The organism is Sedimentitalea sp. XS_ASV28, from assembly GCF_041224545.1.
Taxonomy (GTDB): domain Bacteria; phylum Pseudomonadota; class Alphaproteobacteria; order Rhodobacterales; family Rhodobacteraceae; genus Sedimentitalea.
Genome location: NZ_JBGFGP010000047.1, coordinates 16,422 through 30,831 on the forward strand (window position 1 = coordinate 16,422; position 14,410 = coordinate 30,831).

General features: G+C 61.0%; 16 protein-coding genes and 1 tRNA gene. 12 read left to right on the forward strand and 5 right to left on the reverse strand.

Going from position 1 to position 14,410, the window contains the following annotated elements; translation table 11 throughout:
* The first annotated feature begins 102 nt into the window (after window positions 1-102).
* A complete protein-coding gene (locus AB9K34_RS01170) occupies window positions 103-462 on the forward strand; it encodes a hypothetical protein (RefSeq protein WP_369952642.1) in 360 nt (119 codons plus the stop codon).
* 52 nt (window positions 463-514) lie between these two features.
* On the opposite strand, the gene rlmH is transcribed toward AB9K34_RS01170, so the two are convergent.
* From rlmH to AB9K34_RS01185, 3 genes are all read right to left on the reverse strand, one after another.
* Complete coding sequence (gene rlmH, locus AB9K34_RS01175) at window positions 515-985, reverse strand: 23S rRNA (pseudouridine(1915)-N(3))-methyltransferase RlmH (protein ID WP_369952643.1); 471 nt, start codon at window positions 983-985, stop codon at window positions 515-517.
* A 34-nt stretch (window positions 986-1,019) separates the two neighbouring features.
* Window positions 1,020-1,382 (reverse strand): ribosome silencing factor, encoded by a 363-nt coding sequence (rsfS, locus tag AB9K34_RS01180; protein ID WP_369952644.1) that lies wholly within the window; start codon window positions 1,380-1,382, stop codon window positions 1,020-1,022.
* 162 nt (window positions 1,383-1,544) lie between these two features.
* Window positions 1,545-2,903: a mechanosensitive ion channel family protein gene (locus AB9K34_RS01185; protein ID WP_369952645.1), complete on the reverse strand. Its 1,359-nt coding sequence runs from the start codon at window positions 2,901-2,903 to the stop codon at window positions 1,545-1,547.
* Window positions 2,904-3,196: 293 nt separating this feature from the next.
* Between AB9K34_RS01185 and leuC the strand changes: the two genes are divergently transcribed.
* From leuC to AB9K34_RS01210, 5 genes are all read left to right on the forward strand, one after another.
* A complete protein-coding gene (gene leuC / locus AB9K34_RS01190; protein ID WP_369952646.1) occupies window positions 3,197-4,600 on the forward strand; it encodes a 3-isopropylmalate dehydratase large subunit in 1,404 nt (467 codons plus the stop codon).
* A 34-nt stretch (window positions 4,601-4,634) separates the two neighbouring features.
* Window positions 4,635-5,189 carry an HdeD family acid-resistance protein gene (locus AB9K34_RS01195; protein ID WP_369952647.1) on the forward strand — a complete coding sequence of 185 codons (555 nt, stop codon included), beginning with the start codon at window positions 4,635-4,637 and terminating at the stop codon, window positions 5,187-5,189.
* A gap of 42 nt (window positions 5,190-5,231) precedes the next feature.
* Window positions 5,232-5,837, forward strand: a complete 606-nt coding sequence (gene leuD / locus AB9K34_RS01200; RefSeq protein WP_369952648.1) for a 3-isopropylmalate dehydratase small subunit — start codon at window positions 5,232-5,234, stop codon at window positions 5,835-5,837.
* A 345-nt stretch (window positions 5,838-6,182) separates the two neighbouring features.
* On the forward strand, window positions 6,183-7,016 hold the full coding sequence (locus tag AB9K34_RS01205; protein ID WP_369952649.1) for a hypothetical protein: 834 nt from the start codon (window positions 6,183-6,185) through the stop codon (window positions 7,014-7,016).
* Window positions 7,013-8,104 (forward strand): endonuclease/exonuclease/phosphatase family protein, encoded by a 1,092-nt coding sequence (locus tag AB9K34_RS01210; protein WP_369952650.1) that lies wholly within the window; start codon window positions 7,013-7,015, stop codon window positions 8,102-8,104. The genes AB9K34_RS01205 and AB9K34_RS01210 overlap by 4 nt, the downstream gene beginning before the upstream one ends.
* On the opposite strand, the gene AB9K34_RS01215 is transcribed toward AB9K34_RS01210, so the two are convergent.
* Window positions 8,054-8,962: an epimerase gene (locus AB9K34_RS01215; RefSeq protein ID WP_369952651.1), complete on the reverse strand. Its 909-nt coding sequence runs from the start codon at window positions 8,960-8,962 to the stop codon at window positions 8,054-8,056. The genes AB9K34_RS01210 and AB9K34_RS01215 overlap by 51 nt on opposite strands.
* A gap of 96 nt (window positions 8,963-9,058) precedes the next feature.
* Between AB9K34_RS01215 and AB9K34_RS01220 the strand changes: the two genes are divergently transcribed.
* From AB9K34_RS01220 to AB9K34_RS01245, 6 genes are all read left to right on the forward strand, one after another.
* On the forward strand, window positions 9,059-9,949 hold the full coding sequence (locus AB9K34_RS01220) for a LysR family transcriptional regulator (RefSeq protein ID WP_369952652.1): 891 nt from the start codon (window positions 9,059-9,061) through the stop codon (window positions 9,947-9,949).
* A gap of 81 nt (window positions 9,950-10,030) precedes the next feature.
* Window positions 10,031-11,137: a 3-isopropylmalate dehydrogenase gene (gene leuB / locus AB9K34_RS01225; RefSeq protein WP_369952653.1), complete on the forward strand. Its 1,107-nt coding sequence runs from the start codon at window positions 10,031-10,033 to the stop codon at window positions 11,135-11,137.
* Between the two features lie 28 nt (window positions 11,138-11,165).
* Window positions 11,166-12,194, forward strand: coding sequence for a DMT family transporter (locus AB9K34_RS01230; RefSeq protein ID WP_369952654.1), 1,029 nt, complete (start codon window positions 11,166-11,168; stop codon window positions 12,192-12,194).
* Window positions 12,195-12,241: 47 nt separating this feature from the next.
* A tRNA-Pro gene (locus tag AB9K34_RS01235) sits at window positions 12,242-12,318 on the forward strand.
* 215 nt (window positions 12,319-12,533) lie between these two features.
* Window positions 12,534-12,974, forward strand: coding sequence for an NUDIX domain-containing protein (locus tag AB9K34_RS01240; RefSeq protein WP_369952655.1), 441 nt, complete (start codon window positions 12,534-12,536; stop codon window positions 12,972-12,974).
* 720 nt (window positions 12,975-13,694) lie between these two features.
* Window positions 13,695-14,291 carry a hypothetical protein gene (locus AB9K34_RS01245; protein WP_369952656.1) on the forward strand — a complete coding sequence of 199 codons (597 nt, stop codon included), beginning with the start codon at window positions 13,695-13,697 and terminating at the stop codon, window positions 14,289-14,291.
* Here the strand turns inward: AB9K34_RS01245 and AB9K34_RS01250 are convergent.
* Window positions 14,276-14,410 (reverse strand): transposase (locus AB9K34_RS01250; RefSeq protein ID WP_369952484.1); only part of this gene is annotated, 135 nt, incomplete at its 5' end. The two genes, AB9K34_RS01245 and AB9K34_RS01250, sit on opposite strands and share 16 nt — an antisense overlap.

The following is a 14,410-nucleotide window of genomic DNA, read 5'->3' on the forward strand; positions in this document are numbered from 1 at the left end:
CTGAGAGATGCGGGCAAGCGGTGCGGGCGGCGACGGGGCGGCTCTGTGCGGGGATGTCGATTGGGCGTTTCATTTCGCATTTGCCCGGCCTAGAGTTATGCCATGTCTATCGCTCGCTTGCTCTGTGCCGCCCTGTATCTTGCCCCGTTGTCCGCGATGGCCGACGTCCCCGTGGTCGAAGCGGTCACGGTGCGCGCGGGCTCGGACGGGCTGACCTTTGACGTGACCCTGTCGCATCCCGACACCGGGTGGGAGCATTATGCCGATGGCTGGCGTGTTCTGGACATGGAGGGGAATGAACTGGGTATGCGGGTGCTTCACCATCCGCATGTCGATGAGCAACCCTTTACGCGCTCGCTCGGCGGCGTTGTCGTCCCCGAAGGCGCGACGCAGGTACAGATTGAGGCAAGGTGCCTCGTCGATGGGTGGTCCGGACAGACCATGACCGTGATGCTGCCATGACGTGTCACGTCATGGTGCACAGATCCTGAGAGACAGCGGGTGACGACGCATTTCACGCCCGGTGATAGGGGCCGCCCGCAAGGATATTGGCGGCGCGGTAGAGCTGTTCGGCCAGCATCACCCGCACCAGCATATGCGGCCAGACCATCGTGCCAAGCGACAGGCTGAAATCCGCTTCGGCCCGCAACGACGGATCCAGCCCGTCCGCGCCCCCGATCAGGAATGTCAGGTCCCGCTGGCCATCGTCCCGCCAGCCTGCGAGGCGGTCGGCGAAATCGGGAGATGAGAGAGTGCGCCCGCGCTCATCCAGCGTGCAGATGAGGGTGTCTGCGGGCAGGGCACGCCGCAACAGCTCCGCCTCGCCACTCATGCCGCCGCCCTTGCGGTCGTCAACTTCGATGATGTTTGCCGGTCCAAGCGCCAGTGCGCGACCGGTTCGCTCGAACCGGGTCAGGTAATCGTCAATCAGCGACTTTTCCGGTCCGGCCCGCAAGCGGCCGACCGCACAGATCGTTATACGCACAGCATCTTTCCCGCCGGTTTAACGGCAACCGGACTCAGTTGGCAGGGGCCGAGCCTCCGGACGGCAGCCACATCTTTTCCAACTGGTAGAACTCCCGTACTTCGGGACGGAAAATATGCACGATGACATCGCCGGTATCGATCAGGACCCAATCCCCGGTATCCTTGCCTTCGACCTTGCTGCTGCGTCCGAACTCCTGCTTGAGCCGGTCGGTGAGCTTTTCGGCCATGGCCGACACCTGCCGCGTCGAGCGCCCCGAGGCCACGACCATGAAGTCGCCGATCTCGGTCTTGCCGCGCAGGTCGATCTGCACAACATCTTCCGCCTTGTCGTCGTCAAGTGAGGTGAGGATACGCGCCAACAGCGCTTCGCTTGTCGGCTTGGGTTGGGCCGTCATGAGACCGGCCCGATCGTCAGCGGGGAGAGCCGCTTCAGCATGGATTGACAGGACATCGTCCTCCTTCTGGCACGCCGACAGCCCCCCGGCGCTGGGGTACCTTCAAAATAGCAACCCGGGCGTCGCATTTCAATTGGCTGTGGCACCGTGATCACCCGGTTGTCACCCGGCGGCGTCATCGTTTCGTGCAGGTTGTGCCGCTGTTCCGTCCGGATCTTTCAGCATCCGCACCTCACGTTGCGGGAACGGGATCGAAATGTCGTGTTCCTTGAAGATGTCCCACAACGCCAGATACACGTTGCCGCGCACATTGGTCAGGCCGCCCGTGGGATCTGTGATCCAGAAGCGCAGGATATAGTCGACGCTGCTGTCGCCAAAACCGACGATGTGACAGACCGGGGCTTTGGGCTGGACCAGAACGCGGTCCACGCCGGACGCCGCCTCGATTGCCAGTGCGCGAACCTTGTGCGGGTCATCGTCATAGGCGGTTCCGAAATAGATATCGAGGCGGACCAGGTGATTGGAATGTGTCCAGTTCACCACCTGGTTGGCGATGAGGTCCTCGTTGGGGATCAGGTATTCAAGCCCTTCGCGTGTGACCACTGACACATAGCGTGCACTCAGCGAATCGATCCATCCGAACGTGTCGCCCAGCGAAATCACGTCGCCGGGCTTGATCGACTTGTCGAGCAGGATGATCAGGCCGGAGACCAGGTTGGACACGACCTTTTGCAGACCGAACCCAAGACCGACGCCGATGACACCGTATAGAAACGCCAGCCCGGTCAGGTCGAAACCGATGGCTTCCGCACCGATATAGATCGCCAGACCGTAGAGCAGCAACTGTACGCCCTTGGTGGTCAGCTCCTGCATCGACGGTGACAGGTCCTGGTTCTTGCGAACATTTGCGGTGAACATGCGCGACAGCATCCGCGCCCCGGCAATCAGTACACCCAGTACAATCAGTGCCGATATGACCGACAGGGCAGAGATTCTGGTTTCGCCGAATTCGATTGCCAGCCGGTCTAGAAATGCCGTGATTTCGTCCAGCGCGTTCACGAAATAGAGGGTGGCGTAGATCCACAGGAACCATCGCAGGACGTTGCGCAGCGACCGGTTGCGCACGAACTGCACGGCCAGCCCTATCGAGAGCCAGACCGTCGAAAGCGTCGCCGCCAGTCCGATGAAATAGCTACGCGACGGCCACGTGATTTGCTGCATCACGAGATAGACCAGCCAGGCAAGTACCGAAAACCAGATGAGCAGCATCCGACGACGTATCTGCACCAGCAGGCGCAGACGCCATTTGGGCCATCCCTCACGTGAACGCGCCCATTCCTGCAACCTGGGTTCGGTCAGAACTTTCAAAAGCCATGACAGCGCGATGAGAGCGAGGATGATCAGGACCTGGTAGAGGCGCCATCCGGGCGTGAGAAACAATGCCACGATATCGCGCGCCTGCCCGAGATAGAGCATGATTGTCTGGATCAGGCTGCTGGTAACTTCGGTGACCGGGTCCATGTCGCTCCTTTTTTAATGAACACGCTTGCATGACGTGTGACGGGTTGCAAGCGGCGCTTGCTGCCGATCTGCGCGGTTGCGTTCGCGCGCTCACCTTCACGATCAACCTTGAATGAATCCGGAGGCAGATGTATCTGATCGGCATGATTTCAACCGTCAAGCCAAGATTCGACCTTCAGGATCGGCTCCGCCTTCGCGAGCGGTTCTTTGGCGCAGCCCGCACGGTGCTGGCGCGGCTATAGGCTTGCGCGACCGTTCACACTGTTCAGATTCTAGCAAACGGGAGAGGACCGATGTCCCCCAAGACACTCTATGACAAGATCTGGGATGCCCATGTCGCCCACGAGGACGAAGATGGCACGACCCTTCTTTATATCGACCGTCACCTCGTTCACGAGGTGACCAGCCCGCAGGCGTTCGAAGGGTTGCGGATGACAAACCGCACCGTACGCGCGCCCGACAAGACCATCGCGGTGCCCGACCACAACGTGCCAACGACGCTTGACCGCGTGCAGGGCATCGAAAACGAGGAAAGCCGGATCCAGGTCGAGGCGCTCGACAGGAATTCCAGGGATTTCGGTATTCACTATTACCCGGTCAGCGACGTGCGGCAGGGAATCGTGCATATCGTCGGCCCGGAACAGGGGTGGACCCTGCCCGGAATGACGGTGGTCTGCGGTGACAGCCACACGGCAACCCACGGCGCGTTCGGCGCGCTGGCGCATGGGATCGGTACGTCCGAGGTCGAACATGTTCTGGCCACGCAGACACTGATCCAGAAAAAGTCGAAGAACATGAAGGTCGAGATCACCGGCAAGCTGCGTCCGGGCGTGACGGCCAAGGACATCACGCTGTCGGTCATCGGCGAGACCGGTACCGCCGGCGGCACGGGATATGTCATCGAGTATTGCGGCGAAGCGATCCGCGATCTGTCGATGGAAGGGCGCATGACGGTCTGCAACATGGCGATCGAGGGCGGTGCCCGCGCAGGGCTGATCGCGCCCGATGAAACCACGTTCGAATATTGCAAGGGCCGCCCGCACGCGCCGAAGGGGGCGCAATGGGAAGCGGCGATGGCATGGTGGAAAACCCTGTATTCGGACGATGACGCCCATTGGGACAAGGTCATTACCATCAAGGGCGAAGACATCGCACCGGTCGTCACCTGGGGCACCAGCCCCGAGGACGTGCTGCCGATCACGGCAACCGTCCCCGATCCGTCCGATTTCAATGGCGGCAAGGTCGGTGCGGTGCAGCGGTCGCTCGAGTATATGGGCCTGACGCCGGGCACACCGCTGAGCGCCATCGAGATCGATACGGTTTTCATCGGCTCCTGCACCAACGGGCGCATCGAGGATCTGCGCGCCGCTGCGGAAATTCTTCGCGGCAAGAAGATCAAGGATGGCATGCGGGCGATGGTCGTTCCCGGATCCGGCCTGGTTCGTGCGCAGGCCGAGGAAGAGGGCCTTGCCGACATCTTCAAGGAGGCCGGGTTCGAATGGCGCCTCGCGGGATGTTCCATGTGCCTTGCGATGAACCCGGATCAGCTTTCACCGGGCGAACGCTGCGCGGCGACGAGCAACCGGAATTTCGAGGGCCGCCAGGGGCGTGGCGGCCGCACCCACCTGCTCAGCCCGGCGATGGCTGCTGCGGCGGCCGTCACGGGACACCTGACAGACGTGCGAGAGTTGATGTAGGGTCGATACAAACAACCTCAGAGGGACCAAAGAAATGAAAACCTGGACAAAATGGCTGATTGTGGGCGTCTTGTCGCTCCTGTTCGGATTGTTCGTGCTGGCGAACCCGATTGCCGCGTCGATTGCCGTGACAACATTGGCGGGCGTTCTGTTCGCAATTTCCGGCGGATTTCAGCTTGTTGCAGGCTTTGGCGAAGAGCGCGGCACATCCAAGGCGCTCGGTATCGGGCTCGGTATCCTGATGCTGCTGCTGGGCGTGTCGCTGCTGTTCCATCCTCTTCAGGGTGTGATCTCGCTCGCGACGCTGGTGACCATCCTGTTCGCGGCAAGCGGTATTACGCGCCTCATCGCAGCGTTCCAGATGCGCGAAACACCGTTTTTCTGGCCGATGCTGATATCGGGTGCGTTGTCGGTGCTGCTCGCGGGATACATAATTGCCAACTTCTTCGAAATCGCGCCGAGCCTTCTGGGGATCCTTCTGGGTATCGAACTGCTGTTCAACGGGATCGGCCTGATCGTTCTGGCGTTCTTCCTTCGCACCGCGAGGGGTGAACTCCGGGACAGGCTCAACGCGAAATACGACAGATAGAAATAACCGGGGTGTCATGAAGCTCGCCCGGCGGAGACGAAAATGGACAAATTCACGACAATCACGGGGATCGCGGCACCGATGCCGTTGATCAATATCGACACCGATATGATCATCCCCAAACAATTCCTGAAGACGATCAAAAGATCGGGCTTGGGCGTCAACCTGTTTGACGAGATGCGCTATGACGACGATGGCAACGAGCGGCCTGACTTCGTGTTGAACAAGCCGCAATACCGCGAGTCCGAGATTCTGATTGCGGGCGACAATTTCGGCTGCGGCAGCTCTCGCGAACACGCACCCTGGGCGATCAAGGATTTCGGGATCCGTTGTGTCATCGCGCCCAGCTTTGCCGACATCTTCTTCAACAACTGTTTCAAGAACGGCATCCTGCCGATTGCCTTGCCGCAAGAGGCCGTCGATGTGCTGATGAAGGATGCGGAAAAGGGCGCGAATGCGCGCATGACCGTCGATCTCGACGCCCAGACAGTCACGACCTCGGATGGCGAGAGTTTCACCTTCGAGATCGATCCGTTCAAGAAGCACTGCCTGCTCGAAGGATTGGACGATATCGGCCTGACGATGGAAAAGGTCGGAGCGATCGACAGCTACGAGGCAAGGACCGCGCAGCAGCGTCCCTGGGTCTGACCCAGGGCATGCATGCAAGCCTGCGAAGGGGGGCCGCATCTGGCATGCGGCCTTTTCTCTCCCGGGGCCGCTGGCCGGTGGATCTGCGCGAATGCCGATCAACCATCTTCGGCCGCATACATGCATGAGTTGATTGCCTGCGGTCTGAAAATGATGCAAACCGGCATCAGTCGGGCGCGGTTGCGCGTCGGTCCGGAGGTTCAACCCAACAGAGGCTTGAGCGTGCGCGGTTGGTTGCGCAGTAATACTGTAACAGGACGTTGACCACCCGGTTGTGTCGCCGCTCAAGCTGGTATCGCGGTGCAACAGGTTTCGCTGACGGTCCAATTCGAGGGGAAAGTAGCAGTGTTTAAACGGATCACCGGTGCACTGATGCGCGGCATTCTGGTGGCAGTGATGATTGCGACCCCGTCGTTGTTGTTGCCGGACTACACCACCGATGCGACCGAAATCGTGGCTCTGCTCGCCATCGTTGGCGCGGCCCTGACCTTTGCGGAGTATTACGCAAACTATCCCAGTATCGTCGAGTTTCGCGATGCCCCTCCGCTCAACAGGCTTCGGTTCGTGGCCTTGTTCCTCATGGTTCTGTTGCTGACGCTGGCTTGCAAGAACGTGTACGAACCGACGGCGGTAACGAATCTCGCCAGTGATATCGGACGCACGCTCGGGCGTTTCAGCGACTTCCCGTATTCGCCGGTGCGCCTTGTTACGGGTATGCTGTGGGATGGCATCTCGAGCGCGACCTTGCAAAAGGTGCGCGACGCCGCAGGGGTTGCCTATGTCATCGCCCTGACCAGTGTGGTCCTGTTCATCGGTGCGGTACGGCTTTTCGGCTGGCCCACCCGCAACGGGGCATTCAACGTGTGGGTCAACCTGCCACGTTTTGATCCGACCGCAGGCGGCGATGTGGTGTACCGCCTCAAACGCGACGGTCTGGTCAACGCGGTGCTGGGCTTTTTGCTGCCGTTTCTGATTCCGATGCTCGTCAGAATGGCCTCGGACATGATCGACCCGATCACGCTCGCGCATCCACAAACATTGATCTGGACGATCAGCGCCTGGGCGTTTTTGCCCGCGAGCATGATCATGCGCGGTATCGCGATGATGCGTATCGCCGAATTGATCGAGGAAAAGCGGCACCGCGCGTCGCAGGAGTCCGACCCCGTCAATCTGCTATGATGGACGTGCGGGCGCTTGCGCTCGGCGCGATGGGCCTTGTTCCGATTGTGTCACCGGCAGAGGGAGAAACCCTGCGTGTGGCCACGTTCAATACCGAATTGCAGGCCGATGGTCCCGGTCTTCTCTACCGGGACCTGAAGCGTACGGAGTCGAAACAGATTGCCGCTGTCCTGAGCGTCATCACCGAGACTTCGCCGGACATCCTCGCATTGCAGGGCATCGACTGGGATCATGGCGGTGCGGCGCTTGGTGCGCTGATTGATCTTCTGGATGCAAACGGGGTGTCCTATCCCTACCGTTTTTCTGCGCAGCCCAATTCCGGGATGGCGACCGATCTGGATCTTGACGGTGATGGCAGGCTGGGTGGCCCCGGCGATGCGCAGGGTTTCGGGGCTTACACCGGGCAAGGCGGGCTCGCCATTCTGTCCCGCTATCCCATCCTGAGCGATGATGTGCAGGATTTCAGTGGCCTGCTCTGGCGCGATATGCCGGGTGCGATGCTGCCGCAGCACGAGGACGGCTCGCCGTTCCCATCCGCCGAGGCGCTGGCGATACAGCGATTGTCGAGCACGGCACACTGGATCGTGCCCATCGCCCTGCCGAATGGCACGGTTCTGTCCGTGATGACCTTTCATGCAAGCCCGCCGGTGTTTGATGGCCCCGAGGATCGCAACGGCCGGCGCAATCATGACGAAATCCGGCTGTGGCAAATGATACTGGACGGTGCGTTCGGCGACCTGGCCGAGCCTTTTGTGCTCGCCGGGGACGCCAATCTCGATCCCTATGACAGCGCCGGCAGAACCGAGGCCATGCGCGCCCTGCTGGCGGACCCGAGGCTACAGGATCCGCAGCCGGCCAGCGATGGCGCGGCGGCGATGCCGGGGCAGGGGCACGAGGGCGCGGATGCGCTCGATACCGTCGATTGGGACGGGGTCGGGCGCTTGCGTGTCGACTATGTTCTTCCGTCCGCGCAGTTGGGGATCAGCGACGCCGGAGTGTACTGGCCCCCGCCGGGCGCACAGGGCCATGACGACGCACTAACCGCCAGCCGGCACCGTCTTGTCTGGGTGGACCTTGTGCTCGACTGAGGGCAATTCGACCGCCGATGCCAACGCATCGCGCACCGGGGTGTTGCGGAAGCCGGGCAGGATGTGGTCGAACTTCGCCCGGTCGAGCCAGTGCGGCGTGTCCCAGAGATAACGCATCTCGAGCAGACATCCCGCCATCGGCCAGAACGGTCGCACGAGGGCCAGGGGGCGCCATGACATCCGCCGCAGTCGTGCGCCGTTCGGATGGATGCGGTTCAGCACATCGGCCATGTCGCGCCCGCTCATCGTGTAGCCGGGAAAGGGAATATCGGTAAAGCCCGGCAAGGTCTCGCGCCGCTCTGCCAGTTGCACGACGGCGCGGCAGAAGTCTGGCAGATAGGCCCAGGCATGCGGAATGCCCGGATCGCCGGGATAGGTGAACCGTCCCTTTGCCAGCGATTTCGTCAGCACCTTGTCGAACCAGTTGCCCGAGCGTGCGGTGTCGATGAAGTCGCCGCCACGCAGCATGATCGTGCGTATCGGTGCCTGCTGATAGGCTTGCTCCATTTCGATCCGGATACGTCCCAGCGGGTTGCGCGCGTCATGCGGCGATTCCGCTGTCCATGGGGCTGGCGTGTCGCGACCGAAGACATAGACATTGCCGGGCAGGATCACGGTAGAGCCGTTCTGCCTTGCGGCCTCGATGACCTGCGCGTGGAGCGCGGGCAGCTGCGCGGCCCAGTCGGTGTAGGGTGGGTTCCAGCCGTTGACGATGATGTCCGCGCCGCGCGCCGCAAGCGCCAGATCATCGCGTGCACGGTCAAAGTGCCGCACCATCCAGCCGGCGCCCGAAAATTGCGCGGCGGCGTGGCGTCCAAAGCGGCCGGTGGAACCGAGTATCAGAACAGTCTGTGGCATGTCATCTCCTGAACGAAGCCGTGTCAGGAGCAGATCTATCCACCCATCATTCGTATATACATTGTCAAAATTCGGCTATCATGTATTCATAAATGAATGGACATACCTCCGGAATTGAAAGACTGGTCCCTGGTTCGGAGCTTTCTGGCCGTTGCGGATACCGGATCGTTGTCGGCCGCGGCGCGGGAGTTGGGGTGCAGTCAGCCGACACTGGGGCGGCAGGTGCAGGCGCTTGAACGCGCGCTGGGGATGGAGCTGTTCACGCGGCACGCCCGCGGATTTGCGCTCAGCGACGCGGGTGCCGGCTTGATGCCGATGGCACGTCAGATGCAGGATGCCATGCAGGCCATCACCCTTGCGGCCGCCGGGCAATCCACGCAGCTGGAAGGAACGGTCCGGATCACCGCGAGCGTCTTTGCCTCGCATCATCTGCTGCCACCGGTTCTTGCACATATTCGCGAGGCAGAGCCGGCGATACAGTTGGAACTGCTGCCCTCTGACACCAGTGAGAACCTGCTGTTTCGCGAGGCCGACATTGCCCTGCGCATGTACCGGCCGACACAGCTTGACCTTGTTGCACGCCATGTTACCGACCTTGAACTGGGCGTGTTCGCGGCGCGCCGCTATCTGGACCGCCGGGGCCGTCCCGCGACGCCGGAGGACCTGCTGCGCCACGACCTGATCGGATACGACCGCAACGACCTGATCCTGCGCGGCATGGCGGAGATGGGGTGGCCGGTGCAGCGCGAGGATTTCGTCATCCGCTGCGACAACCAGGCGACCTATTGGGAATTGCTGCGCGCGGGCTGCGGTATCGGGTTCTCGCAGATTGGTGTCGCGCGGGCCGATCCCGACGTGGAACAGCTTGATCTCGGGCTGGATCTTCCGGTGTTGCCGGTCTGGCTGACCACCCATCAGGTGATGCGCCAGACACCCCGTGTACGCCGCGTATGGGATCTGCTCGCCGAGGGGCTATCACGCGGCTGAGGGGGCCGTGCGTTCCGCGTCTTATTGACCCTGTGGGTTGCGCGCGGTAGGGGCTGGCAAGGAAAATTCAGGAGAGCCCGCATGTCCAACCCCTCGCTTCTTATCCTTCCCGGTGACGGTATCGGCCCCGAGGTCATGACCCAGGTTAACCGGGTCATCGACTGGTTCGGAGCCAAGCGCGGCCTGGCGTTCGACGTGTCCGAGGACCTTGTTGGCGGGGCGGCCTATGACAAGCACGGCACACCGCTGCATGACGACACGCTCGCCAAGGCGATGGAGGTCGATGCGGTGCTGCTGGGTGCGGTTGGCGGTCCGAAATACGACGCGCTTGACTTCAGTGTGAAACCGGAACGCGGCCTGCTGCGTCTGCGCAAGGAAATGGACCTGTTTGCCAACCTGCGTCCGGCCCAGTGCTTTGACGCGCTCGCGGATTTCAGCTCGCTCAAGCGGGATGTGGTTGCCGGCCTCGATATCGTGATCGTGCGCGAACTGACGAGCGGCATCTATTTCGGTGAGCCGCGCGGCATCATCAAGGAAGGTAACGAGCGCGTCGGCATCAACACCCAACGCTACACCGAAAGCGAAATCGAACGTGTCGCGCGGTCAGCCTTCGAACTCGCCCGCCGTCGCAACAACAAGGTCTGCTCGATGGAGAAGGCAAATGTCATGGAGTCGGGCATCCTGTGGCGGGAAGTCGTGCAGAAGGTCCATGACGAAGACTATTCCGATGTCGAGCTTTCGCACATGTATGCGGACGCCGGCGCCATGCAGCTGTGCCGCTGGCCCAAGCAGTTCGACGTGATCGTCACCGACAACCTGTTCGGTGACCTGCTGTCGGACGCCGCCGCGATGCTGACCGGGTCGCTCGGGATGCTGCCCTCTGCCTCGCTGGGGGCGCCGATGGCCAATGGCCGGCCCAAGGCGCTCTACGAACCGGTCCACGGCTCCGCTCCGGACATCGCCGGTCAGGGCAAGGCCAACCCCATTGCCTGCATCCTCAGCTTTGCGATGGCGCTGCGCTATTCCTTCGATCAGGGCGATGAAGCGACCCGGATCGAGAACGCCGTTGAAAAGGTGCTTGCCGATGGCTTGCGAACCGCCGACCTGATCGGTGAAGAAGGTGTCGAACCGGTCAGTACCGCGCAGATGGGCGATGCGATTCTCGCCGCTCTGGACGCGAGCCTCTGACCTTTTGGACATGGGGGGAGCCTCCCCCGTGTCCCATTCCGCAACCGGGTCGCCGATCGGGCGGCCCAGCCGGGAGCAGCGCCCCTTGCCCAGCGACCCGCCACCTGCCAGCAACCTGTCGGGCGCTCTCTTCGGCCTGTTGGGGTTTGCGATCTTTGCGTCGCATGATGTCATCATCAAATTTCTTGGCGCGACCTATTCACCGATCCAGATTTCTTTCTTCAGCGCGTTGCTCACCTTTCCGCTGATGACGGTGCTGCTGATCGGTGATGCCGTTCCGGGCACGCTGCGTCCCGTTCATCCCCGGTGGATGTTGGTGCGCAGCATTTCTGCCGTCATCGCGGCTGTCGGCGCGTTCTTTGCCTTTTCGCTGATCCCCCTCGCACAGGTCTATGCGGTCCTGTTCGCCACCCCACTGTTGATCACGATCCTGTCCGTCCCGCTGCTTGGGGAAAAGGTGGGTCCACGGCGCGCCATTGCGGTGATCGTAGGCCTTATCGGTGTTCTGGTGGTTCTGCGGCCCGGCTCGACCGAGATCGGTGCCGGGCATGCCGCAGCGTTGACGGCGGCGGTTGCCGGCGCGCTCAATTCCATCGTTGTCCGCAAGATCGGCAATGATGAGCGTGCTGTGCTGATGGTGCTCTATCCGATGCTGGTGAGCTTTGTGATGATGGGTGTCGCGCTGCCCTTCGTCTACCGCCCCATGCCGCTCGCCGATTTTGGTGCGCTGGCGGTGGTCGCGGTACTGGTTCTGCTGGCGATGTCCTGCATGGTTATCGCCTATCGGCGGGCCGATGCCGCCATCGTCGCCCCGATGCAATACTCACAGATCCTCTGGGCGGCGCTGTTCGGGGCGGTGCTCTTCGGTGAGTATCCCGACGCGATGACCTATGTCGGGACCGCGATCATCACCGCCAGCGGGCTCTATATCCTGCGCCGCGAGTCGCACGGCAGCGGTTCGCGGAACCGGCCGGTCCTCGAGACGAAAACCCGTATCGGTCTCATGGCGGGTCTGCGCGTCGGTGCCATGACAAGAGTATTGAAGAGACGTAGATGATTGGGCTTGCCAAATCCGCGCCGTGTCTGTAATCGGCTCCGCACGGTCGGAGTGTAGCTCAGCCTGGTAGAGCACTGTCTTCGGGAGGCAGGGGCCGGAGGTTCGAATCCTCTCACTCCGACCAATATTTCCTGTTGTCGATAGTCAGGGCAATTGCCCTTTGGCGTCACGATGTGCCCTTTGGGTGCCGCCGCGCCCTGGCTCGGTTTGCGCGCCGCTAGAGAGCAAACACCTTATCTGCACCCGCCGCGCGGGTGCGCCGCTTCATGAAAACCTGAAGGTCGGCTTAGAGCCCCATGCTGTCTTTCTGTTGTCACCGGTGTGGCCTATGTTCGGACGATGACCGCAAGTTCATACATTACTAGCCTTCGGGCCAAGATCGGCCATGACCTCCTGCTTCTGCCAAGCATAGCTGCTCTAATCCATGACGCCGAGGGCCGATTGCTTCTGCAAAGAAAAGCCGGCTCGGAGTGGTGGAGCCTTCCCGCTGGCGGCATCGAACCCGGCGAGACACCAGAAGATGCCCTCCATCGGGAAGTGCTCGAAGAAACAGGCGGATGCATTGAGGCCGCGGTACTTGTCGCGGTCCTGGGCGGCGACGGATTTCGCTATCGGTACCCCAATGGCGATCTGGTCGAATACACGGTTGCCGTCTTCAGGTGCGAGCTTGCTTCATTTGATCTCGAACCTGCTGATCCAGAGACACAGGAACTTCGCTTCTTCTCGCAGGCTGACATGCCCGGGCTCGCCCAACCATATCCCGAGACCGTTCTTTTCTGACGGCAGCTTCGTCCGCAAAGCTGCCCCTCGGGCAGCGTCCCCCCCCCCCGGACAGGACCCGTGACGAAAAAGGGCACTTTCGTTTCCGATCGAAAATCGGGCCGCGTGTTTTCAAGGCGTTGGCACGGGCCAAAAGGATAAGTCCTGTGACTCTCGACACATTATGTCGATAGTCAGGGCATTTGCCCTTTCGCGTCACGAAATGCTCTTTGGGTGTCGCTGCGCCCTGGCTCGGTTTGCCCGCCGATAGATGGCAAACACCTTACCTCCACCCGCCGCGCGGGTGCGCCGCTTCATGAAAACAAGATGTGGCTAGAATAAACGTTGCTGATGCGAGACCTTCTTCCGGATGCGATGAATCCACTCATCCGCTTAGGAGTAGCTGGTGCAGTGATGTTGCTTACTCGGGCCGAGTGACCCAAAGGAAGTAAAAGAACAAACCGCGAAAAAAAATCTTGATGCCGTCTTGTAAAAACTCCGTGAGTACCCATCTGAAATGGGCCCCGGGACATTGGGCCCGGATGACCAGTGTTAAGGACCGCAAGCGCTATCTGCGCCAGCGGGTTCCGGGTCGGCTTGATCTCGGTCATGTCGCATCCTTCCAGGCACATCGTGGTTATACTATACCACGCAAGGTTATCTCGTACCGGAGGGTGCAATTGCGCACCTGCTGATGGGAGCAAGGTTAAATAGCCCGGGCATTTGACGAACGGAGTCGCTATGCCCGGGTTTTACCTTCCTACCGAGAATGAATTCGATCCATCGACCGATGATTTTGTGTTGCCCGCCATTTCGAAGGAGCGGCGCTATAAGCATTTCGATCTGCCGTTGCCCGAAAGCGAGCGGGAGTTGGCGATTGATTTCACGCAAGAGCTCGAGCCGCACCGTTTCTTGCCGATGCTCGGGTTCACGGACCTCGCTCGTCGATACACCCGTCAGAAAGGGGCCGATGGAAAATGGCTTCGGGATGCAGACGGGAATTTCATTCGAAAAGTGAAAGAGAAGCCTCGTCCGATCCGGTTCGCCGGGCACGCTGACGCTGCCTATCTGCAAGCCTATGCGGAACATCTAAACCCGTTATATGAACGAGCGCTGGCAGAAGACGGGACCGCTGGCGCTGTTCTGGCCTATCGCAAGGGCGGCGGCACAAACATCCACCACGCGAAATCGCTGTTTGACGAGATCGTGCACCGTCAGGATTGTACTGTGGTGGCAATGGACATCTCCGGCTTCTTTGATTGCCTCGACCACACGCTGTTGCGAGATGAAGTCTCGGGCCTAATAGGCGAAACTCGGCTAGGTCATGTTGACAAATGACGGATCCAAAGTCGGATTGACGCGATGTCGATGAAGCCCAGGAAGCTTTCAGCCGTCTTATCGTAGCGGGTTGCGACGCGCCGGGCGTTCTTGAGTTTGTTGAAGCACCGCTCAACCAT

Excerpts from the sequence above, each read along its gene's own strand:
- AB9K34_RS01170 (WP_369952642.1), top strand. The coding sequence starts at position 103 with ATGTCTATCGCTCGCTTGCTCTGTGCCGCCCTGTATCTTGCCCCGTTG.
- rsfS (WP_369952644.1), bottom strand. The coding sequence starts at position 1,382 with ATGACGGCCCAACCCAAGCCGACAAGCGAAGCGCTGTTGGCGCGTATC.
- AB9K34_RS01185 (WP_369952645.1), bottom strand. The coding sequence starts at position 2,903 with ATGGACCCGGTCACCGAAGTTACCAGCAGCCTGATCCAGACAATCATG.
- leuC (WP_369952646.1), top strand. The coding sequence starts at position 3,197 with ATGTCCCCCAAGACACTCTATGACAAGATCTGGGATGCCCATGTCGCC.
- AB9K34_RS01195 (WP_369952647.1), top strand. The coding sequence starts at position 4,635 with ATGAAAACCTGGACAAAATGGCTGATTGTGGGCGTCTTGTCGCTCCTG.
- leuD (WP_369952648.1), top strand. The coding sequence starts at position 5,232 with ATGGACAAATTCACGACAATCACGGGGATCGCGGCACCGATGCCGTTG.
- AB9K34_RS01210 (WP_369952650.1), top strand. The coding sequence starts at position 7,013 with ATGATGGACGTGCGGGCGCTTGCGCTCGGCGCGATGGGCCTTGTTCCG.
- AB9K34_RS01215 (WP_369952651.1), bottom strand. The coding sequence starts at position 8,962 with ATGCCACAGACTGTTCTGATACTCGGTTCCACCGGCCGCTTTGGACGC.
- AB9K34_RS01220 (WP_369952652.1), top strand. The coding sequence starts at position 9,059 with ATGGACATACCTCCGGAATTGAAAGACTGGTCCCTGGTTCGGAGCTTT.
- leuB (WP_369952653.1), top strand. The coding sequence starts at position 10,031 with ATGTCCAACCCCTCGCTTCTTATCCTTCCCGGTGACGGTATCGGCCCC.
- AB9K34_RS01240 (WP_369952655.1), top strand. The coding sequence starts at position 12,534 with ATGACCGCAAGTTCATACATTACTAGCCTTCGGGCCAAGATCGGCCAT.
- AB9K34_RS01245 (WP_369952656.1), top strand. The coding sequence starts at position 13,695 with ATGCCCGGGTTTTACCTTCCTACCGAGAATGAATTCGATCCATCGACC.